Source organism: Amycolatopsis sp. NPDC031561 (assembly GCF_055580625.1).
On the sequence record NZ_JBVILA010000012.1, the window covers coordinates 1 to 19,410 of the forward strand.

The window sequence follows — 19,410 nt, forward strand, 5'->3', positions numbered from 1 at the left end:
GCGAGGGTGTCAATGTCGGTCGTCACAACCCGTACATCGACACCCTCGCTTCACGTCTCCAGACACCCACCCCTTGGACTTACTCATCTAGTCCTCCACCACGCTGCCCCAGTCGATGTCGAACTCCGCGCACAGTTCGGCGACCTCCACGTAGGGGATCTCGACCTTGATGCCCTCGGTCGCCGGTCTTTGGCATACGGGTCTCGCCGACCTCCCTCGGACAACGCCGCGCGCTTGCTGTGCTCACCGGGCCAGCACGTCGCGACCAGTATCACCCCGGCCGCGATCAGCTCGCGAACCTGTCGACGACGGCCGGTCCGGCTCAGGTGGTCGGGAGGTAGGTGCCGACGTCGGCGAGCGCGTCGAGAGTTTCCCGGTCGACGCGGCCGCGCGCGGTGTCGGCTTCGGCGACGACGATCGCGTTGCGGTCCGGGCGGGCGTGGTAGTGCAGGCCCGTCATCTTCACGCCGGCTATGCCGAGAACCGCGGCGATGTCGAGCGGCCGGACGTCGCCACTGCCGTGCACGTCCTCGATTTTCTTGAACGCGGTCGCGTCCTTCTTCGTCTTGAACCCGACGCGGACGACGGAGACGACCGCGGCGTTGCCCTGGCCGTCGCCGACGGCCAGCAGCATCCGCTCCATCGACGCGCACGACGTCCGGACCAGGAACTCCCGCACCTGGTCCGAGGCCGCCGCCACGCAGTTCGTTCCGCGCTCGACCTCCCGCCGCAGCTTCTTGAGCCGAAGACGACTCAGCGCCTCCTCGGTCCGCCCCCGTTTCGCGGACTCCCTGCTTTCCGTGCGCCGGGTCTTCATCGACCGGCCTGGCAGCGAGTCCGCCACACCGCCGGTGTTGCCCGCGAGCGCTTCCGACGCCGCACCGGCACCGGCCTCGCCCGCCGCGCCGCCGAACGCGCCGAGGCCCGCCGCTCCCCCGCCGCCGGCGACCACCGCCACGACAGCGACGGCCGCGACCACGGGCCCCGCCTTGCTCTTGATCAAAACCTTCCGCCCGTCTCCGAGCGTCACCCATCGTTCCGCCACCCTGCGATTCCCCTCGCTGCCGGACCGAACCACGTCACCTGCGGCGACATGGTGTAGCCGACCATTCACGCACAGGCCCCCTCGCGAGGTTGCCCGCCGAACGGGCGAACCACCGATCGGGTCACGAGGCGGACGGACATCCCCGAAGATCAGTAGCGGTAGATCCGGCGGGCAGGCTCGCCGCCGCGGCCTGCACCCCGAGCTGGTCGTCGACCGACTGGCAGAACTCTCGTATCGCCCGCCGGTAGCACTGGACGTGGCCGACCGACAGGCCGACAGCGTCTTGATAGTCGACCCATTCGTCGGCCAGCTCCGCCGCCAGGCCGGCACACCGCCACTGCGCCGGATCGAACCGCACCGTCCGCGTCTGGCCGCGCGCGTCCGGACCGTGCACGACCCGGACACCGATCCGGGACGGCTCGACCTGCCGGTCCTCAACAGGGAAGGTGCTCTGGTATTCACCGCGACGAGGCATCAGCCGCACCTCCCGAGGCGAGAATATGCCGGGCGATCTCGACGTACGTGTCGTCGTCGAGCACGGACCACTCGCTGAACGCGGCGTCGACGGCGTTCATCGGGTCATCGGTGAACTCGAGGTAGGCATACGCCGTCGCCGGGCCGGCGTGCCCCAAGCGCTTACTGACGATCAGCAGCGGATTGTGCTTCACGTGGCCGCCCAGGAAAGACGGAGATCGTCGAGTACATCGACGATGTGCACGAGCGCTTCCCCGGCGATGCGGCGCACTACCTGACCGGTGGCCTTGTATCGATCGCGTTCACGCTGCTGACCCAGCTCGCGACGCTCTCCGGTGTAACCACGCACAGCCTGATCGATCAACTCGCGCTCGGCTTTCACCCCGGTCTCGACGATCCAGGCGATGAAGCCAAGCCGCCCGTGATGAGCTGATCTCCCGGCGAGGACAGCGAGAACAAACGGATACCGGTAGTGACGCACACCTCGGGCCCCCCGAATGGCTACACAGGCTCGTAGATGAGAGTGAGCGCGCAGTCGTTTTCGTTGGTGCGAGCGTAATGGTCGTAGTTCACCGCCCGGATGATCAATTTGTCCCCCTGAGCCTCGAGCCACTCGGCGGCCGCGGCGAACACGTCCTGGTCAGTGGGGCCGATGAACTCCACCGCCTTGAAACTGCTGACGTAGACGTCGGTGTTGACCGCAACCTCGGATGTCGTCACCAGGAAAGCGTTCCAGGTCGCCGCCGGCCACGATCGAGCGATAGCCCGACTGGCCGCCACAGTGTCTCGCCCCGGTCCGGCCGTTGAAGTCGCTGTAGGTGCCGCTCTACAGCCGAAGCCTTGTGGAGTAACGGTTCCCGACGCGGGGCAGGCACGCACCGGGGCGGGCGGCCCCGACAACTGTTCCTCACCCGGCAGAACCACCGGGAGTGGCTGATGGCCAGCGTCGATTCGAGTTCTACGTGGCACTCGTTCCGGACCGGCGAGCCGCGTCGCGCAGCAGACCGGTGAACGGGCAATCAGCTGGGCTCGTGATCGTCGTTCCGCGCGGTCGCGTGAATGGTCAGGAGATGCCAGCGACGATCGAGTTCGGCGGCGGCCGGGGTGATCAGCGCGTCCGCCGCCGGGCCGATCCAGCTGTTGGCCCGACCCAACGGGAGCGTGAGCAGCCCGAAGGCCTCCACGAATTCCCGTCCGGCGTCGGTCAATTCAGCCTCGGGTGCGTCTTCGGCCGGGTCACTGACCTCGGTGACGAGGCCGAGGCGCTTCACCCGGTCGAAGTGCCCGCTGAAACCCAGCAACGATCCGAAGTGCTGGCGGGCGTCGTGGTTTGGGCGGGCGGCGCCGACGACCACCGCCAGGACGTGAGTCCAGACGTTCACCCGGCGTCACCGTGCCTCGTGATGCGGGCGGGCGCGGCGTTCGGTATCTCCGAGGTCGTGTGGGTTCGCGGGTCGCGGACGGTCCAGGTTTGCCACCAGGCCGCGCCGCTCTCGGGCAAGGGGAGACCGTTGCCGAGCACGCCGTCCCGGACGATCTCGGCGTGGCGATAGCCCTCGGCGGCGGACAGGTGCGGGCACACCACGACAGCGAGGTCGAGGCATCGCCGGTGCAACGCCGCGCTGGTCACGACCCTGGCTCTGTCGAGCACGACCCACACCCGATCCTGCATTTCCTCGCCGCACAGTTGACAGCGCCACACGTTCTGGGCGGCGAGCATCCGCTCTCCGTCGGTGAGCCGCCACCACGGCCTCCCGTTGCTGACCGGAACCACCCACGGATGCGGGCCCCGGTCCATCACCGGGCGCGGCCATCCCGGACCGGGCGCTGGAGAGTCCTTGCCGCGCTCGACCCGGCGACGCTGCGCCATCCAAATTTCCTTACCCATCCCGCAATCCGGGCACTGGCCGTTCCCGCACACGACCCGGCCGGGATCTTCGGTGATCAGCTGCCGGTCGCACTCCCCGCAGGACAGATCCACTTGCGTCACGATCGCGGGCGCGCTCCAGGACGCCACGAACCTGTTCAGCTCGGTCCAGGGACCGGTGACGGTGTAACCGCGACGGGCGAGCACGGCCACGGCTTCGGCGTGCCGCTCCTCCGCCGTGTGCTGAATCCGTACTTCCAGGACGAGGCCGAACGCATCGTCCAGCCGCAGGGTGGATGCAGTGTCGGACAGTCGGGAGATCAGGGCGTGCAAGGTCATCAGTCCACGTCCCTTCCCCCGGCATCCAGCGGCGAGCCGGAACCCAGCCGTTGACGAAGTGCTTCTCCACCAGCCGTTTCGACACGTTCGGCGAGCGAATCGGCGATGGCCACGAATCGCAAGCGCTCGTTGAAGGTCCCGGCATCCGGCGCGATGTCGGCCCGGCCCTGCAGGAAGTTCTGCCAGTGCCGGAGAGCGCAGGACAGGACGTACCAGGTGTCGGCGTCCTCGGCGTCGAAGTCGAGGGTGACGCTGTGCGGGGTGGCCAGCGCGGCGAGCGCGGTGGCCAGCAGCCCCTGAGCCTGCGTGAGGGCGGCCTTGACGTCCACCGCGTGCACCGGTGTCGCGCGCAGGACGGTCGTTCCCACACCCTGCCGGGTTTCCAGCATTCCCTCCTCGACCAGGATCCCGATGGCGGCCCGAATCGTGTTGAGACCGGACACCCTGAACTCTTCCTGCAGTGCGGGAATACCGGGGAGCCTGCTTCCCACGGGGTACTCGCCGTTCTCGATACGAGCACGGAGCTCGTCGGCAATCTCCTGATACTTGGACATATACATAGCTTACTATTACCCCTCATGAGGAGCAATAGGGACCTGTGAGGGTGTTTTCGGCTCGACCGAGCCACGAGCAACGCCTGGAGTGCCCGACGTGCGGAATCGGATCGCCCTGCGCGACTTGCGTCTGCTCCCGCACGACAGGGTGCGCGGCGCAGCCCGGCTCTGTCGTGCGGGAGTCGGGGCGCTGACGGCGCCCGGCTCGCGTACCGGTCGCCGGCGGACCGAGGGATACTGACGTCGTGGCCTTGACCGCATCGTATGGACCGGACGGTCGGATCGCCGACCTGACCTTGCCCGGCCGGGGAATTGGCGTCTCGTTCGAGAGCATGGCCCACGCCAGCGCGAATTGCCGTCTCTGCGGCACCCCGGTACGAGCGACTCTCACGACGCGCGGCCACCGATTCTTCGCACACACCACCGGCGCCGGATGCCCACTCGCCGGCGACAGCACCGAATACCTCGACCTCGCGACCGCGCTCGCCCAGTACAGCCGCGAATGCGGCTGGCGCACAGAACCGGAACATAGCGGCACGGACTGGCGCGCCGATGTCCTCTCCACCGCCGCGGACGGCCGCCGGATCGCGTGGATGATCCAGCTCAGCCCCCAGACCCTGGGCCAGGCGGCCGAACGCACCGGCCGCTTCCGCCGCGACGGCATCGAGTGCGTGTGGATCGCCGTCGGCGACCGTGACGCCGACTGGCATCGGCCTCACGGCGCGCTCGTGGCCACCCCGCTACACCCCGACACCGGTCACCGCGGCTGGACCGTCATCTCCGGCCGCCGCAAACACCACATCACCACCGACGACAGTGTCGAGCACGGCACCTGGGCCGACGTCGACCGGCTCGCGCTCGACGCGATCGCACGCTCGATCCTGCGCGGGCAACTTGTTCCTCATCCGCAGCAACGGTTCGGCGCCCGCCCGTGGTGGTGGATCCGTGCCGACGAACGCGCCCGCGCCTACCGCATCGGAACCGACGTCGAGGCGGTCCACGCGGAGCGAACCCGCTCGGCGTGGCGACAGCGGTGAGGAACCCGAACCGCTACTCGTACATGGCGGTCACAACGGAAGACGAGCAGAGGGTCGGCCCCGACGTCGAGCGAATGCTGCGACGGCGGGGCCGGATTTCGCCGGGGTGGGCGGCCCGGATCGCGGCGGGCGTTCCCGTGACTACTTCAGCACCAGAGACCGCGCCATCTCCTTAAAAGCGGGAAGCTCGTCGCCCGGCCAAGTCCGGGATCAATCTGCTCGGCACCCGGCTCGGCGCCATGCGCAGCCTGGTCCTGGAGATGCCGCCCGCCGTCGCCGCCCAAGCCCTCGGCTACACCGCCGAATGCGCCGAAGACCACGCCATCCTCGCCGGAGCGACCTGGGCCAGCTACGCCTCCCACCGACGTCCGCTTGGCGAAGTGGCCAGGCCCTGACATGCGGTGACGTCGGTAACGATCAGCTGTCAGCGCGTTTTGTCGGTGGTGCCTCGTATGGTCACACCGCAATAGAGATCAATCTTGGTCTAGGAGTGGGATGAAGGCAGCTGTGCTGACGGCCGAGGAGGCCGCCGCGATCATGATGGCGGCGGGGGCAACGCCGGTAGAGGATTACCCCGGTAGCATCCACAAGCCATGGCGAGTCCGTTGCGACACCTGTGAGTCCGTGTTGCCGCGAATCACCAAGCACGTCCGCAGTCGCCATGGTTGTCGGGCCTGCAGGAACGTGCTCGCGGTCAAGGCCAGGGGGCTAGTTCCCAAGGAGCCCTACGTCAACGGACGCACAAGGTGGTTGTGCCATTGCACTCACTGCGACACCGACGTGAGGATCCTGGCCACCGACATCAAGCAGGGTGGTGCCTGCCCAGGCTGCAAGCAGGCGATCACCCCTGAGAGCGCCCTCGCGGAGATGCGCGAGTACGGGTTCGAGCCGAGCCCGACCGTGCCATACCCCGGCGCCAACGAGCCCTGGCCGAGCCTTCACGGCCAGTGCGGCAAGCTGGTAGAACCGGCGCTGACCAACCTGCGCTCCCGTCGCCGCCAAGGAACAGGCTGTAGGTACTGCTCGGGCAGGGCTTTGGATCCAGCCGATGCGGTGGCGTACATGAAATCCAAAGGCTGGACGCCCTCGGAGGCGTTTCCGGGCCCCCGAAACCGGTGGTCATGCCTGCACACGAAGTGCGGAAACCCCAGCACTCCGACCTACAAGAGCGTGCGGCGCGGCCACGGCTGCCGGTTCTGCAACAAGCAGGGGATCGACTACTCCGGACCGGGCTACGTATACGTGATGATCAACGAGCGGGCCGGCGCCGTGAAGATCGGCATTCACGGCAAGCGTGCTCAACGTGACCGCAAAACGATCCTGCGTCGGTACGGCTGGGAGACGTTCAAGTTGCTGCCCTGTCCTACCGGTGAGCAGGCGCGACAGATCGAGCAAGCGGTTCTGCGGCATCTGCGCCACGACCGAGGTCTACCACCGTTCATGTCCAAAGCGGAGATGCCGCAGAACGGCGCCAGCGAGACTTTCAGCGATGAGCACGTGACGGCGCTAGAGATGTGGGAGCTGGTCCGCAGTGAGGCCGAGCACCGCGGCGTTACCGCCGGAGCGTGATACGCCCGGTCTGCGTCAGCGCGGGGAACTCACGACACCTTGTTCGCGATGCCCTCAGTAGAGGGCCAGGGTGACGACCTTGAAGGTGAGGGCGAGTTCACCTGGCCACGCCCGGTTTCGGCAAGAGGCGTGGGCCGAGTGTGGGTCGACTGTGGGTTGGGACGTTTGCGGTCGTGCTCGTTCCGGCCACGGTTTGGCCATGAAGACCACTAAGACGGTGATCCGCACTGAGCTGCACCGCATCGTGCTGGACGAGGCGTGGGTAGCAGAGAAGCTGGCGGAGCCACAGGAATGGACACCCGAGGAGCTGACTCCCGAGCTGTGGGTCATCTTCCGAGACCGCGAATCCGACATCGAGGGCAAAGACGCCCAGCTGCCCGCCATGATCGGGCGAGTGCTCGCCGACGTCCGCACCAGCGGATTCGGGGAGGGGTCGGTGGCTTGGACACTGACCGGGCAGGCGCCGGAGGGCAGCACCCTTGCCGACGAGCTCGAACGGCTCGGCGTCACGCTGCACGAACAGCGGCCTGATGCTTGGCGATAGCGAGCCAGAACCTGTGCTGGACAGCTCGGCGAGTCAGGCGCAGCCTGGACTACCTGGATGAGGCCGAACGCGGCGGATCCTCGCCCAAGTGGCAGTCCAGGCCGCCGAGCTGCTGGCGAACACGTGGATCGAGCGCGAGCGGCGCGCAGAGGCCGGAGAGGACACCGCGTGGCTGGACCAGTTGCTGCGCGAGCTGGAGCCGGCCGCGCAGCAGATCCACGACGCGGATGTTTTCCGGGCGATTCGGGCTGTGGTGGAGCAGCACGGTGTCGGGCCGTATCCGGCTGACCGCCACCTTGTCCAACGGCTTGAAGGTCAGGATCGTCTCCGCGAAGTCCGAGACCGTGGATTCGAAAGGCTACGACTCCGGCCCGACCGAGAGCGTCCTGGTCACCATCACTACCGAGATCACGAATGTCGGCAGCGCGACGTTCATCTTCCCGACGGCGAAGGGCAAGGTCCGTGCAGAGTTGCTCTACGGCCGCAACCACGCCAAGGCGACGGACCCGGCCGTTCAGAAGGGCGACTTCACCGGCCTGCCGGAGCAGCTCATCGCGGGCACATCGGCGACGATGACGGCGACCTTCACGATGCGCGCCGGGGGCGCGGACAACGTCGTCTTCCGGTTCAACCCGGACACCACCACAGACGACATCACCTTCACGAACGTCCAGACCTTGTACAAGTAGCGCTCGCGAGCCTTCCCAGCTACCGGCTCTGCGGGGAGATCGTCGAGAGGCCCTGTCCCAGGTGTTGTGCCGCGGAGGCCAGTTCGCCCTGCGGGGTCTGCTCTCCGCGCCACCGTGATGGCGCGGCCGAAGGATCTCCGATCAGGCCCCGGGCCGCCGGCGTGTGCACGCCGGGTGCCCGGTGTTGTGGAAGGGCGGCTCTCCCCCGTCGTGAACTGGCGGTGGCTGGATCTCGCCGACTGGCCTGCCCAGGTCGTGATGTGATCACGGTGTACACCGGCGTGGCGAGCCTCCTCCGCGCCGATGCCGCTCCTGGAGCCAGCCTGCGTCCCGATCGTGACAAAGGGGTCTACCGAGGTGTAGCCGCGGTAGAAGTCGCCGAACACCACGATCACGGTGTCCGGGTCGATGGACATCAACCGGGTCGCAGCGCCGTTCCGCATGAGGTCCTGGCTCAGGCCCGGACCCCAGTCATGCACGAAGCCCTGTTCGGGCAGCCAACGGAGGGGGCAGTGGTAGAGGCCGGAGGCGCAACCGTCCGGCTCGTCTTCGCCGAGAAACGCTGTCACTCCCACGTCGAGAACGGGGACCTGGTCATGCCCGATCCCGGTCGCGACAGTGTTGTACTCGCCGTGGAAGCGCCGGCGGCCGGTTGGGCCGCCGGCGCTGGGTGGCGGCGCTGGTGTCAGCACCGCCACCCAGCCGGGTACCCACCCAACCCAAGGCAGTCTCGGGCGCGCGGATCATCGCATCCAGCACCGACAATCCCAGCAGATCCGCCGCCACCACACTCCGGCCGAGGTCATGCACAGTGCGTCCGCGACGGACTCACATGACCACCAGATCGATCATCGACGCTGGTCACACGATGTTCGATGTGGACAGTCAAGAGGCGGGACTGCGCCGTTCGAGGGACGATGAGGACCGCGGCGGAAACCCGTCGCCCTTGGGTCGTGGGAGGTGCGGGATGGCGGGTAAGCCACGCCGTGGCAGGTCCCTGGTGCCCGGGTGGGTCGAGCCGATGCTGGCCAAGCCCGACGGCGGCCGGCTGCGTGAGGGCCCGGACTGGATGTACGAGTACAAGCTCGACGGCTACCGCGCCGCGATGCAGATCGCCCCGGACGGAACCACCCAGTTGACCAGCCGCAACGGCATCGACTTCACCGCCGAGTTCGCCGACCTCACCGGCATCCTCACCCCGGCCCTCAACGGCCAGGCTGCGGTGCTGGACGGGGAGATCGTCGTCTACAACGACGCCGGGCGACCCGACTTCGGGCTTCTGCAGGAACGCCGCGGCCGCTACCAAACCCACCGCGTCTCCGCGCAACGCGACGAACCCTTCGACGACCTCCCCGTCCGGTTCCTGGCCTTCGACCTGCTCCAACTCGGCGACGACACCCTGCTCCACGCCCCCTACGACGAACGACGCCAGCAGCTGGCCGCGTTGCCGATGCCGGACCCCTACCGTGTCGCCGTGGTGCGGGCCTTTCCCTTCACCGAGCTCGACGCCGACCGCCGCACCACCGAGGATCTTCTCGCTCATGTCGCCGCCACCGGCCACGAAGGTCTCGTCGCGAAGAACCGCCGCGCGCCCTACACCCCCGGCAAACGCACCGACGCCTGGCTCAAACACCCCTTGATCCAGACGACCGAAGTGATCATCTGCGGGTACCGGCCCGGCCAAGGCCGCCTCCACGGCACGATGGGCGGACTACTGCTCGGCGCCCACGACCCGGACACCGGCGACCTCGTGTACATCGGAGACGTCGGCACCGGGTTCTCCGAAGCCGAACGCGCCCGCCTGCAGACCCGGCTCGACACCCTCGAACGGAACCGGCACCCGTTCGCGGTGGCACCACCCCGCGCGGACACCGCCCGGGCGCACTGGGTGGAACCGGCCCTCGTCGGCGAGGTCGTGTTCCGCCAATTCACCCGCGGCGCCGGCCGCCTGCGACACACCGCCTGGCGAGGCCTGCGGGACGACAAACAACCCACCGACGTCCTGACCCCGCGGCGTCGGGACTCAGCAGTTGCCGAGCCCCGCACCACTACGTCCTCCCGTGTCGCAGCGCGCACCAGCGACCACAAGACGGCAAAACCCACAGCAGAGGAACATCCCCCGGCGCGGGAACTCGGCGGGGCGAAGATCACCGTCCAGGCGGGCGCCCGACGGCTCACACTGTCCAATCTGGACAAACCCTTGTATCCGACCGGGTTCACCAAGGGCGAGGTGATCAACTACTACTCCCGCATCGCCCCGATCCTGCTACCACACCTGGCCGGGCGCCCGGTGACGTTCATCCGGTTCCCCGACGGCGTCGGCGGTGAACAGTTCTTCGAGAAGAACGTCCCCCGCGGCGCCCCATCGTGGCTGCCCACCGTCCAGATCGCGCGCAGCGGAACACGCGGCGCAGCCGAATCGATCACCTACGCGTTGCTCGACGAGCTCGCGGCCCTGGTGTGGGCGGCGAACCTGGCCGCCCTCGAACTCCACATTCCCCAATGGACCGTCGACGCGGCCGGGGCCCGGCGGCCGCTGGACCTGCTGGTGTTCGACCTCGTTCCCGGGCCCGGCACGTCGATCGTGCAGTGCTGCCGCGTCGCCGAACGACTCCACGACGACCTCACCGACGACGGCCTCACGCCACTGGCGAAAACGTCAGGGTCGAAAGGCATGCAGCTCTCCTGCGCCATCACCACCGACGATCCCGCCGCCCCCTCGGGGTATGCCAAGAAACTCGCCCAACGCCTGGCCCGCGAAACACCAGACCAAGTGACCGCAGTGATGGCCAAAGCACAGCGGACCGGCCGGGTATTCATCGACTGGTCCCAGAACAACCCCGCCAAAACCACCATCGCCCCCTACTCCCTCCGCGGCCGCGACCACCCCACCGTCTCGACCCCGATCACCTGGGACGAAATCCGCACATGCCGCCGCCCGGGACAGCTGATGTTCACCGCCGACGACGTCCTTGACCGCGTCGACAGCCACGGAGACCTACTCGCCGACCTCGACAGCACACGAGCGGCTCTCCCCTAACCACACACGCAAGCCCGGCGACCGCGCTGATCGCCTCCTGGACCGGCGCCCACTCGGCGGCAATCCTGCTCGGGTGTCGACCGGCCCTGCGGCGACCGGCCCCGAAACACACTCTCGGCACGACGGTCCCGGACCGTGCGGGGTACAGATCGCCGGCAACGTGCACGGCTCCGGACCCGCCATTACCATCGGCGCGGCCACCGGCGACCACCTCACCATCGGCACACCACCGCCTTCGGCGCAGCAGCCGCACGACCCCCGCTAGCCGACGCGGACCACGGGCACACCGCGTCGGCGCCCGACCCGCCCCACACCGCCACCACCCCCGGCACCGCGGTGACCACGAACATCCACGGCGACCTCGTCGCCACCGACCACGGTGCCGCCGTCGGCGTGGTGCACGGCAACCTGAACCTGCACCCGCCACCACCGCCCACGCCGCCCACCCCGCGGCAGCTGCCCGCCGCACCGGGACTGTTCACCGGCCGGACCGCGGAACTGGCCCGCCTGGACCGCGCGCTGACCCACGCCGTCACACCGCAGGGGCAGGGCACGACGGTGCTGGTCTCGGCGATCGGCGGTGCCGGGGGCATCGGCAAGACCTGGCTCGCCCTGGCCTGGGCATACCGGCATCTGGAGCGGTTTCCCGACGGGCAGCTTTTCGTCGACCTGCACGGCTTCAGCCCCACCGACGAACCGGTGCAGCCGGCGACGGCGGTGCGCGGGTTCCTCGAAGCCCTGGGCGTCGACCCGGACCGCATCCCCACCGACCTCGACGCCCAGGCCACGCTCTACCGCAGCCTAGTGGCCGGGCGGCAGATGCTCATCGTGCTGGACAACGCCGCCACCAGCGACCAGGTCGCACCCCTGCTGCCCGGCTCGCCGTCCTGCACCGTGCTGGTCACCGGCCGGCACCGGCTGGCGTCGCTGATCGACCGGCACGGCGCCCGCCACCTGCCCCTGGACGTCCTGACCCCCGAGGAGGCCCGCGGCCTGCTGGCCGCGCACCTGGGCGCCGACCGCGTCGCCGCCGAACCCGAGGCGGAGGACGAGCTGATCGGGCTGTGCGGGGGCCACCCGCTGGCGTTGTCGATCACCGCCCGCACCGCCGGCACCCGCCCCGGCCGAGGCCGCCGCTGCTGAAGATGCTCCCGAACACGGCGCACGATCTGTGACTCGGCCTCGACGGTGTAAATGTCGGCGGTGGTCGACAGGTGCGCGTGCCCGAGGATGACCTGCACGTCCCTCAACGACAGGCTCGCATCACGCAACATCCGTAGCCCAGCGGTGTCGCAGATCGTGCATCGTCCAGTTCGTGCCAAGCACTATGTTGACGCGGCGCCAGACCGCCCGTAACGCCTCATAGTTCATCGGATGCCGACGCAACCCGTCACCGCGGTCTCGCCGGCGCAACGTCCACCAGACCGAATCGTTTGGCTGCAGCGGCTCGCCAAGATCAGCTAAGTACAGCCGCAGCCACACAAACGCCTCGCTGCTCGCTGGCAGCCACTGCCTAGCCCGGGTGCCCTTGTCGATCCAGTACACGTAGAACGCGCGCACGACCGCGTTCGAGTGCCGGATCGTGCGAAGCTCGTAGCCGGCGCCCGGAAATCGTTTGCCGGTAATCGGGTTGATCGCGCATACCGGCCCAGCGGCCGCCGCCGCCGGGCCGGGTTTGGTGGGCCTGTCGCAGCCACAGCACCAGATCACGTGCCTCAGCTGGGTCGCCTGGTCCCAACTGACCTCGACCGCTCGCAACCACCGCCACAAGGCATAGGCGTAACTCCGCACCGAAGCTTGACTCAAATCCCTGGCGACCAAGTCGGCCAGGAACCGGCGGATCGGCTCGACGGGCACCCCGTCGTCGTCGACCACCAGCCACGAAGCCGGGCCTGCCGACCGAACCACACGGCCCCACTCACGGACCTGAACCTCCGCGACAACGCGACCACTCTCCAACACACGCACACACCTTTCTGATCAAGGTGTGTGAGGTCTACCCGCCGATCGTCACCAGCGAGTTGGGAAGCTCGGCGTGTCGCGCTTCAGTCCGGTCAACAGTCAACTACTACTCCCGCATCGCCCCGGTTCTGCTGCCGCATGTGGCCGGGCGCCCGGTGACGTTCATCCGCTTCCCCGACGGGGTCGACGGGCAACAGTTCTTCGAGAAGAACGTCCCGCACAGCGCACCCGCATGGCTCCCCGCCGTCCGGATCGCCCACAGCGGCTCACGCGGCTCGGGCAAACCGATCACCTACGCGCTTCTGGACGAACTCGCCGCCGTGGTATAAGCGGCCAACATGGCCGCCCTCGAACTCCACGTTCCACAATGGACCATCGATACAGTCGGCGGCCGGCGGTCGCCGGACCGGCTGGTGTTCGACCTCGACCCCGGCCCGGGAACCACGATCGTGCACTGCTGCCGCCCTGCGCGCGGCCCGACGACCTGACGCATCCGACGCGGACCGGATCGACTCTCCCGTGGATGGCCGAGGATCGGCTCAGGAGTCCACTCCGGATGTTCGCGGTCGCTGAAATCGCTGCTCAAGCAGTGTGGCCGATCAGGGGCCACTGTGGACGAGGGCTGCCCAGAGGTCCGGGCGGTCGTCATGGTCGGCGCGCAGGTCGCGGGTGACATGGTGCAGGATCGTCGCTGCGTCGTCGGCGACAGGTGTATCAGGCAAGCGGCGGTAGAACGCCTGCGCGGCTTCGGCCGCGATCTTGTCGTCGAGTGGCCACAGTGTGGCGACCACGTGCCGGAATCCGGCGAGTTGGAATGCCGATGCGAGGTGAAGTACTTCATCGGCGTGGCGGATTCCGTAATTGGCGGTGGAGCATGCGGACAGGTAAGCCAATTCTGCTCCGGTCAGGCGCAGGCCGCCGATCTCTGGTAGCCGCAGGACCCGGTCGTGCAGGAGCAGCCCACCTTCGGACGGCGAGACCGGGTCGGTGACGGCGTGGCACGCGAAATGCGCCCAGGTCGACGTGGTCAGGGCGGCCAGAACGTCGCCGGCGACGGCGTCCGCGTCGCGCAGTGGGGTGCCGGGCAGCGACTCCGCTTCGGCTGCGACGCCGGGCAAATCGGAATGACCGGGGGTGTGCCGCATCGCCACGACCAGCCCGCAGCGCGCCTGGGCCGGTGGCCGCCGACGGGCATCGCGCAATCCGCGCAAGGATGGGATAAAGGACGACACCATCGCGTCAAGGGCGCCGGGCTTCCCCGGGCGGCCGGCGGCATGCAGGGGCAGAAGGCCGAGTACGCCGGTCGGCGCCCACCACACCCGATGTGGAGTGTCGGACGGGGGCAATGCATGCAGTACTGGTTCGACAACCGCGTCCCACAGCCACGCGAGTATTTCCGGCACGATCCGCTGACGGCGCAACATGCCGGTCATCGTCCCGTCCGCGACCACGTTCAGTAGCGCCTCCACCCGGTCGTCTACGTCGCGCAGGTCGGGTAGCGCGATCGTCATCGGGTCGGCGTCGGATCGGACGAGGACCGCGTGTCCGCCGTGCCTGTCCGCGTTGACGAGCACCGTCGTGCCCGCGTCCGGTCGCAGGTCGTGCGCCCGTGGTGCGGCGAGGAACTCCTGGAAGCCGGGTAAGGCACGAATCTCGTGCAGCAGGGCGTCGTAGTCGGTCCACCACCGCTTCCGCTCGTCGACGGGGAAGCCGGGCGTGTTGAGCCGCTCGCACACCCACTCGAACCGGTCGGCCACCCGTGGTTGCCGTTCGCGCAGTTCGGCGAGGTCGACACGTGTGTTCGCTTCGGCGGCCAGCAGCAGCCCGCGACCCAGTTCCGCGCTCTCGATCGCACCCACCGGGTCACCGGTGATGCAATGCGCCGACACCGCTGCTGCGACCAGGCCGAGCTGGCCTCCCGATCGCTGCTGCCGGTCCACCCAGCCGGACTCCCGTGGTGGCAAGGACGGCAGCAGGGCGATTGCCGAGTCCAGCACCTGCACCGCGAGCTCCGCCTGCCCGCCGGCCAGGGCGAGTTCACCCACCGCGTGCCGTCCTGCTACCTGGTCGACGGGAGCCGCTGCGCGTGACTCGAGGACGTCCCGCACGAGTGCCTGCAACACTTCCCGCTCGACCTCCCCGCCGCTTTCCACCCGCGTGAGCATCACACCGGCGAAAACAGCGGCCAATCGGACACCAGCGGGGTGCCCTGCGCCGTGCGGGCCAGTGGCGCGCCAGGCGCGCTCACTCAACTCCACGGCTTTGTCTAGATCCGAGACGTCCCCCTCCACCCGGTACCGGCCTAGACGGGTCTCGGCCACTGCCGACAGGCGCCACGGCAGGTCGACGTGCTCCTCTGGCGTGTTGTTCACGGCCTGGGTGCCTAGCTCAACCGCCCGGCTCAGGTCCGCCGAATCCGGGGCCGCGCTCGCGCCGCAGCGGGTGCGGTACGCAGTGGCTAGATCGGTGCGGCGGGCCGGCAGGGCCACGTCGGTGTCGGCGGTCTCGGACACCGCGCGTTCACCGAGCTCGATGGCGCGGTTCAGGTCCGACATGGTCGTGGTGACCAGGAAGCGGGAGTGCAGAGCACGGCTGAGAGTCGCCGTCCACTCCGGCGGGCAGCCGCCGATCACGACGCTTTCCGCCAGCTCCATTGCGCGTTCAAGTTCGGCGAGCACGCCGTTGCGGGCGTGCCGGGTCAGGTGGATCGTGGCGAGCGCCACCGCCGTCTCGGCACGACCGGGCTGGTGTGCTGAGACGCTGTCGTAGGCCCACCTCGCCATGGTGGTCGCGCGCTCCAGGTCCGCTTCGGCCCCCGCGCTCAGATGACGGCGATGCCGGGCCACCGCGGCCATGCGCAGTAACTCCGACCTCCGGGGGTCGTCTTCCCGGATCGTGGCCAGGGCCTGCTCGCCGAGACGCACCGCGCGTTCGAGGTCCGCCCACTCACCGTCGTACTCGTGCTTCGCCAGGAACACCGCGGCGACCTCAGCTGCGTTCTCCGTGTCCACCACGTGCACATCGGCGGCCAGCGCGGCCGCCCGCAGCAGGTCCGGCAATGAGCTGTCACGGCGGAAGCGGCGCAACAACGTGACGCTCAATTCGATGGTGTCCGCTCCCCGCTCGGCGTAGGCCACCGCTCGGTTCAGTGTCTCAGCCTCGCCGGTCCGGTCGTAGCGGAGCCGGTAGGCCGCGGCCAGCTTCGACGACACCCCCTCGTCCGCGCGCACCACGTGTTCGAACAGGTCGATCACTCGCTGCAAGTCCTGGAGATCGGCATGCAGGGCGTAGCGGCACCGGTATGCCTCAGCCAGGTGAGTGCTCGTATCGGCGTCCGGCGCGAGCGTCGCGGCCTGCTCACCGGTCTCGATGGCGTGTTCGAGATCGTCGATCGATCCGGACCGCTCGTAACGGCGCCGGTAGGCCAGGCACAGACCGTACAACAGGTCCGCTCGGCCCGGCGCTGACGGCGTCACAAGCTGGATACCCGCGTCCAGCAACGCCTTCTCCGGATCCGACAGGGAGGCCGTGAGCAAGGCGGTTCCGGCACGCGCCTGTTCCTCCGGATCGGTGAAGCGGCCGACCAGGGCTCCCAGCTCCGGCGGCACGTGACTGTGGTCGTCGGCGACGATCTCCAGGCACACCACGGCCTTCGCCAGGTCCACGGGCTCGCGCCGCGCCTGGTAGCGCAGGTGGTGGAACCGCCCCAGCAGGGCATTGGCCCTGTCGAGTTGCCGGGCGAGCGGCGACGGAGCGGTGCCGGGGTCGACCGAGCGCACGGTCTGCCACAGTGCTGTGGACTCGGCGTTCGCGTCCAGCCCGAATAGCGGGGCGCCGGACGTCAGCCAGTCCCGTACGCGTTCGATCTGCTCGTCGATCGGCATCGCCGGCTACCTCTCAGAGATCGAGCCGCAGCAACCGCGCCGGCGCGTCGCCTCGGCGGCTCACCGCCAGCAGCAATCCGCCGTCCGGCCTGGCCGCAAGGGCGACGGCGTACGGGAAATCCGCCTGCCCGCTCGTCACCGTGGCCAATTCTGCCCCGGATTCTGCGTCCCAGACGACCGTGCAACCGCCGTCCGTCGCCGCGACAGCCGCCCGGAGGTCGGGCAGCACCGCCATCGCCACCGCCGACTCGCGCGCGCCCGGCAAGGACAACGTCCGCACGACGTCGCCCGTCAGCCCGTCCCACACCCGCACGGTGGCGCCCACCGAAACCGCGACCCGGAACGACTGGTCTATTAACGTCACCACGGCTACCTGTGGCCCCCGGATGGACGCGTCGTCCTGATCGACCGTGAACCTATGCAGCGTCTTCTCATCGGTCACGTCCCACACATGTACCGAAGTGGTCATGCTGTCGTTGGCCCCCACCACGACACACACGTGTCCGTCGGCCAACACCGTGGCGGCGACCGACCAGACGAGATCAATTCCGGGTTGTCCGACTTTCAGCACAGCGATCTCGCGCTGAGTGTCCGGGTCCCACACCCGCACGGTCGCATCGTCGCTGCCGGTGACCAGCCAGGGGATCTCATCCGGTGGGCAGACCCACGCGACAGTGTTGACCGGCGAGCGGTGCGCCTCGATCTCCACCACCGGCCGATCCTCGCGCACCGCCCACAACCGAGCCAGTCCGTCCTTCCCCCCGGTGGCCAGCACGACCTGACCGTCTTCGAGCGTGAGCAGCGCGACCGACAGGACCCATTCGCTGTGCCCGACCACATCACGCATGGCCGAGCCGTCCCGGGCGCTCCACACGCGTGCCGCGCCGTCGTGCGCGGAGGCAAGCAACACTCTCCCATCCGCGAGCGCCAGGAGTACCAAGGCGTTGGCTCGCAGGTCCGGAGCCCCGCTCCGCCACACCGCCGGAGTGACGTCCTCGACCCGCGCCTCGCCCGGTCCCCAGTCGCGGAAAGCCGTCATCCCGCGCACGCGTCCGGTGGCCACGACAGGCGGCGTACGGGGCCAGGTGATCCTGCTCGGCGGTGCGCCGTATAGGTACCCGCGGTCGTCTTCGACCATCACCGTGCCGTCGTCCCGCATCATCAGGCCGGCCGGAAGAGGCGAATCGCGCTTGACGGGGATCTCGGGTAGGTCACTCGACCGGTAGGGCAACTCCGCATCCAAGTGGTCGCGCACCTCCTTCTCATAGGCATCGTCCGCGACATCGCGGACGAGGTAGTCGACGACGCGATAGTCCGAGCCAGGGTCCACCGCAGTCACCACAGCGTGCCGCTCGACTCCAGTGTCGGGATCGGTATACGTGACCGCTTCGATGCGGCCGCCCAGCAGTGTGTGCATCTCGGTCCGGCGGAAGGTGTGGCCGCGGGACAGCGCGTCCAGGTACCCGTCCCACCGCTTGTCCTTGTCGTCGCCCCAGTGCCCGAACAGGCAATTGCCACCGGTGTCGTAGACCACCCGGGACCCGTCCGGCGAACGCAGCTCCTCGAACGGTGCGTGGTCGCGCTCGACTTCGCGCCACCTCCCGCGGTGTCGGCGCATCAGGTCCTTTATCGCCTCCCAGGCGGCGTTTTTGTCCGGGAACGGTCGGCGGCCGTTCCCCGTGTGGTCCACGTAGTACCCGGTCGCCAGCGTGCCGACCTGGATGTGCACCTGCTCGTCCATCGGACCGCGATCGGTCAGCGCCCACTGCATGACCGGGTGTGCCGACCCGTTCTCATCGACTTCTGCCCGGCTGATCTCCATCAGCTCTCCCCCAGCGCACGTTCACCGCCCGTCACGACCCGAGCCTAATGGTTGCCGATTCCCTCGGGACGAGGCCGAGCCGTCCCATGCGCGCCGCCGTCCTCGGTGTAATACCCCGGCGCTCGCATCCGAGCAGGTCGGTGCGCTCGGCGCTCACTGCCGTCTGCCGGGCTGTTACGGAAGTCCGGACTGCACCGATTCACTGACGACACGTCCATCGACCGGGAGGAGACCCGTGGAAGCGGCCGAACAATTGGCCTTAGCCAACTTCTGCGCAGAATTGAAGGGGCTTCGCGCGGAACGGGAATACCTTTCTGAGGAGAAGCGGCAACTGTTCGACCGGATAGTCCGGGCAGCGGCCGACCGCCAACCGATTCTGGAGTTGCTCGAACAATTACTGGGCACCACCCGCGCCGAGACCGTGCGGTCGTTCCCCACGGCCCTGCCCGGAATCGGACCCGGCCAGCCAGATGAGGAACGCTACGTCTGTCCCGACGACGTGTGCGGTCGGACCAGCTCGCCCGAACCCGGCGGCGCGGTCCCCCAATGCGATCTGCTGCGGCGATCGATGAAGCGAGCCTGAC

20 protein-coding genes and 1 pseudogene are annotated in these 19,410 nt (G+C 68.6%); 10 read left to right on the plus strand and 11 right to left on the minus strand.

All coding sequences use genetic code 11. The annotated features are described in order from the left end of the window. Positions 1 to 322: 322 nt before the first annotated feature. The 3 genes from ACZ5IK_RS23265 to ACZ5IK_RS23275 form a co-directional block, all read right to left on the minus strand. Positions 323 to 1,045 carry a hypothetical protein gene (locus ACZ5IK_RS23265; protein WP_465489562.1) on the minus strand — a complete coding sequence of 241 codons (723 nt, stop codon included), beginning with the start codon at positions 1,043 to 1,045 and terminating at the stop codon, positions 323 to 325. A gap of 121 nt (positions 1,046 to 1,166) precedes the next feature. Then, positions 1,167 to 1,520: a hypothetical protein gene (locus ACZ5IK_RS23270; RefSeq protein WP_465489563.1), complete on the minus strand. Its 354-nt coding sequence runs from the start codon at positions 1,518 to 1,520 to the stop codon at positions 1,167 to 1,169. Further along, a complete protein-coding gene (locus tag ACZ5IK_RS23275; RefSeq protein ID WP_465489564.1) occupies positions 1,504 to 1,713 on the minus strand; it encodes a hypothetical protein in 210 nt (69 codons plus the stop codon). Before ACZ5IK_RS23275 ends, ACZ5IK_RS23270 begins: the two co-directional genes overlap by 17 nt. Positions 1,714 to 1,757: 44 nt before the next feature. Here ACZ5IK_RS23275 and ACZ5IK_RS23280 point away from each other — a divergent pair, with 44 nt between their 5' ends. After that, entirely contained in the window at positions 1,758 to 1,952 is a 195-nt protein-coding gene (locus tag ACZ5IK_RS23280) for a hypothetical protein (protein WP_465489565.1), read from the plus strand. Between the two features lie 68 nt (positions 1,953 to 2,020). Here the strand turns inward: ACZ5IK_RS23280 and ACZ5IK_RS23285 are convergent, their stop codons facing one another. The 4 genes from ACZ5IK_RS23285 to ACZ5IK_RS23300 form a co-directional block, all read right to left on the minus strand. Beyond that, positions 2,021 to 2,239, minus strand: coding sequence for a hypothetical protein (locus tag ACZ5IK_RS23285; RefSeq protein WP_465489566.1), 219 nt, complete (start codon positions 2,237 to 2,239; stop codon positions 2,021 to 2,023). 299 nt (positions 2,240 to 2,538) lie between these two features. Continuing rightward, positions 2,539 to 2,901, minus strand: a complete 363-nt coding sequence (locus ACZ5IK_RS23290; RefSeq protein WP_465489567.1) for a hypothetical protein — start codon at positions 2,899 to 2,901, stop codon at positions 2,539 to 2,541. Continuing rightward, positions 2,898 to 3,725, minus strand: coding sequence for a hypothetical protein (locus ACZ5IK_RS23295; protein ID WP_465489568.1), 828 nt, complete (start codon positions 3,723 to 3,725; stop codon positions 2,898 to 2,900). The genes ACZ5IK_RS23290 and ACZ5IK_RS23295 overlap by 4 nt, the downstream gene beginning before the upstream one ends. Continuing rightward, positions 3,725 to 4,279, minus strand: a complete 555-nt coding sequence (locus tag ACZ5IK_RS23300; protein WP_465489569.1) for a GntR family transcriptional regulator — start codon at positions 4,277 to 4,279, stop codon at positions 3,725 to 3,727. The genes ACZ5IK_RS23295 and ACZ5IK_RS23300 overlap by 1 nt, the downstream gene beginning before the upstream one ends. A gap of 245 nt (positions 4,280 to 4,524) precedes the next feature. On the opposite strand from ACZ5IK_RS23300, the gene ACZ5IK_RS23305 reads away from it, so the two are divergent. From ACZ5IK_RS23305 to ACZ5IK_RS23320, 4 genes are all read left to right on the plus strand, one after another. Further along, positions 4,525 to 5,316, plus strand: a complete 792-nt coding sequence (locus ACZ5IK_RS23305) for a competence protein CoiA family protein (RefSeq protein WP_465489570.1) — start codon at positions 4,525 to 4,527, stop codon at positions 5,314 to 5,316. Positions 5,317 to 5,555: 239 nt separating this feature from the next. Next, on the plus strand, positions 5,556 to 5,711 hold the full coding sequence (locus tag ACZ5IK_RS23310; protein ID WP_465489571.1) for a hypothetical protein: 156 nt from the start codon (positions 5,556 to 5,558) through the stop codon (positions 5,709 to 5,711). A gap of 100 nt (positions 5,712 to 5,811) precedes the next feature. Next, positions 5,812 to 6,885 carry a hypothetical protein gene (locus tag ACZ5IK_RS23315; RefSeq protein WP_465489572.1) on the plus strand — a complete coding sequence of 358 codons (1,074 nt, stop codon included), beginning with the start codon at positions 5,812 to 5,814 and terminating at the stop codon, positions 6,883 to 6,885. A gap of 199 nt (positions 6,886 to 7,084) precedes the next feature. Continuing rightward, positions 7,085 to 7,429 (plus strand): hypothetical protein, encoded by a 345-nt coding sequence (locus ACZ5IK_RS23320; RefSeq protein WP_465489573.1) that lies wholly within the window; start codon positions 7,085 to 7,087, stop codon positions 7,427 to 7,429. A gap of 49 nt (positions 7,430 to 7,478) precedes the next feature. On the opposite strand, the gene ACZ5IK_RS23325 is transcribed toward ACZ5IK_RS23320, so the two are convergent. Further along, complete coding sequence (locus ACZ5IK_RS23325) at positions 7,479 to 7,649, minus strand: hypothetical protein (RefSeq protein ID WP_465489574.1); 171 nt, start codon at positions 7,647 to 7,649, stop codon at positions 7,479 to 7,481. 46 nt (positions 7,650 to 7,695) lie between these two features. Here ACZ5IK_RS23325 and ACZ5IK_RS23330 point away from each other — a divergent pair, with 46 nt between their 5' ends. The 3 genes from ACZ5IK_RS23330 (at position 7,696) to ACZ5IK_RS23340 (ending at position 12,301) form a co-directional block, all read left to right on the plus strand. Then, complete coding sequence (locus ACZ5IK_RS23330; protein WP_465489575.1) at positions 7,696 to 8,118, plus strand: hypothetical protein; 423 nt, start codon at positions 7,696 to 7,698, stop codon at positions 8,116 to 8,118. A 967-nt stretch (positions 8,119 to 9,085) separates the two neighbouring features. Continuing rightward, the gene (ligD, locus tag ACZ5IK_RS23335; protein ID WP_465489576.1) at positions 9,086 to 11,158 is read left to right on the plus strand and encodes a DNA ligase D; all 2,073 of its coding nucleotides are present in this window, start codon (positions 9,086 to 9,088) and stop codon (positions 11,156 to 11,158) included. A 336-nt stretch (positions 11,159 to 11,494) separates the two neighbouring features. After that, positions 11,495 to 12,301, plus strand: a complete 807-nt coding sequence (locus tag ACZ5IK_RS23340) for a hypothetical protein (protein WP_465489577.1) — start codon at positions 11,495 to 11,497, stop codon at positions 12,299 to 12,301. A 120-nt stretch (positions 12,302 to 12,421) separates the two neighbouring features. Here the strand turns inward: ACZ5IK_RS23340 and ACZ5IK_RS23345 are convergent, their stop codons facing one another. Further along, a complete protein-coding gene (locus ACZ5IK_RS23345; RefSeq protein WP_465489578.1) occupies positions 12,422 to 13,033 on the minus strand; it encodes a site-specific integrase in 612 nt (203 codons plus the stop codon). Between the two features lie 110 nt (positions 13,034 to 13,143). Between ACZ5IK_RS23345 and ligD (ACZ5IK_RS23350) the strand changes: the two are divergent. Beyond that, positions 13,144 to 13,608, plus strand: a pseudogene (ligD, locus tag ACZ5IK_RS23350) (non-homologous end-joining DNA ligase LigD). Between the two features lie 111 nt (positions 13,609 to 13,719). On the opposite strand, the gene ACZ5IK_RS23355 reads toward ligD (ACZ5IK_RS23350), so the two are convergent. Further along, entirely contained in the window at positions 13,720 to 17,004 is a 3,285-nt protein-coding gene (locus ACZ5IK_RS23355) for a CHAT domain-containing protein (RefSeq protein ID WP_465489579.1), read from the minus strand. A gap of 13 nt (positions 17,005 to 17,017) precedes the next feature. After that, on the minus strand, positions 17,018 to 18,826 hold the full coding sequence (locus ACZ5IK_RS23360; protein WP_465489580.1) for a WD40 repeat domain-containing protein: 1,809 nt from the start codon (positions 18,824 to 18,826) through the stop codon (positions 17,018 to 17,020). Positions 18,827 to 19,061: 235 nt separating this feature from the next. Between ACZ5IK_RS23360 and ACZ5IK_RS23365 the strand changes: the two genes are divergently transcribed. After that, positions 19,062 to 19,409: a hypothetical protein gene (locus tag ACZ5IK_RS23365; RefSeq protein ID WP_465489581.1), complete on the plus strand. Its 348-nt coding sequence runs from the start codon at positions 19,062 to 19,064 to the stop codon at positions 19,407 to 19,409. The last annotated feature ends 1 nt before the right edge of the window (position 19,410 follow it).

What these genes read in the sequence shown, in the direction of transcription:
- ACZ5IK_RS23295 (WP_465489568.1), bottom strand. Translation starts at nt 3,725, where the DNA reads ATGACCTTGCACGCCCTGATCTCCCGACTGTCCGACACTGCATCCACC.
- ACZ5IK_RS23270 (WP_465489563.1), bottom strand. Translation starts at nt 1,520, where the DNA reads ATGCCTCGTCGCGGTGAATACCAGAGCACCTTCCCTGTTGAGGACCGG.
- ligD (WP_465489576.1), top strand. Translation starts at nt 9,086, where the DNA reads ATGGCGGGTAAGCCACGCCGTGGCAGGTCCCTGGTGCCCGGGTGGGTC.
- ACZ5IK_RS23355 (WP_465489579.1), bottom strand. Translation starts at nt 17,004, where the DNA reads ATGCCGATCGACGAGCAGATCGAACGCGTACGGGACTGGCTGACGTCC.
- ACZ5IK_RS23315 (WP_465489572.1), top strand. Translation starts at nt 5,812, where the DNA reads ATGAAGGCAGCTGTGCTGACGGCCGAGGAGGCCGCCGCGATCATGATG.
- ACZ5IK_RS23310 (WP_465489571.1), top strand. Translation starts at nt 5,556, where the DNA reads ATGCGCAGCCTGGTCCTGGAGATGCCGCCCGCCGTCGCCGCCCAAGCC.
- ACZ5IK_RS23300 (WP_465489569.1), bottom strand. Translation starts at nt 4,279, where the DNA reads ATGTCCAAGTATCAGGAGATTGCCGACGAGCTCCGTGCTCGTATCGAG.
- ACZ5IK_RS23360 (WP_465489580.1), bottom strand. Translation starts at nt 18,826, where the DNA reads ATGGAGATCAGCCGGGCAGAAGTCGATGAGAACGGGTCGGCACACCCG.
- ACZ5IK_RS23320 (WP_465489573.1), top strand. Translation starts at nt 7,085, where the DNA reads ATGAAGACCACTAAGACGGTGATCCGCACTGAGCTGCACCGCATCGTG.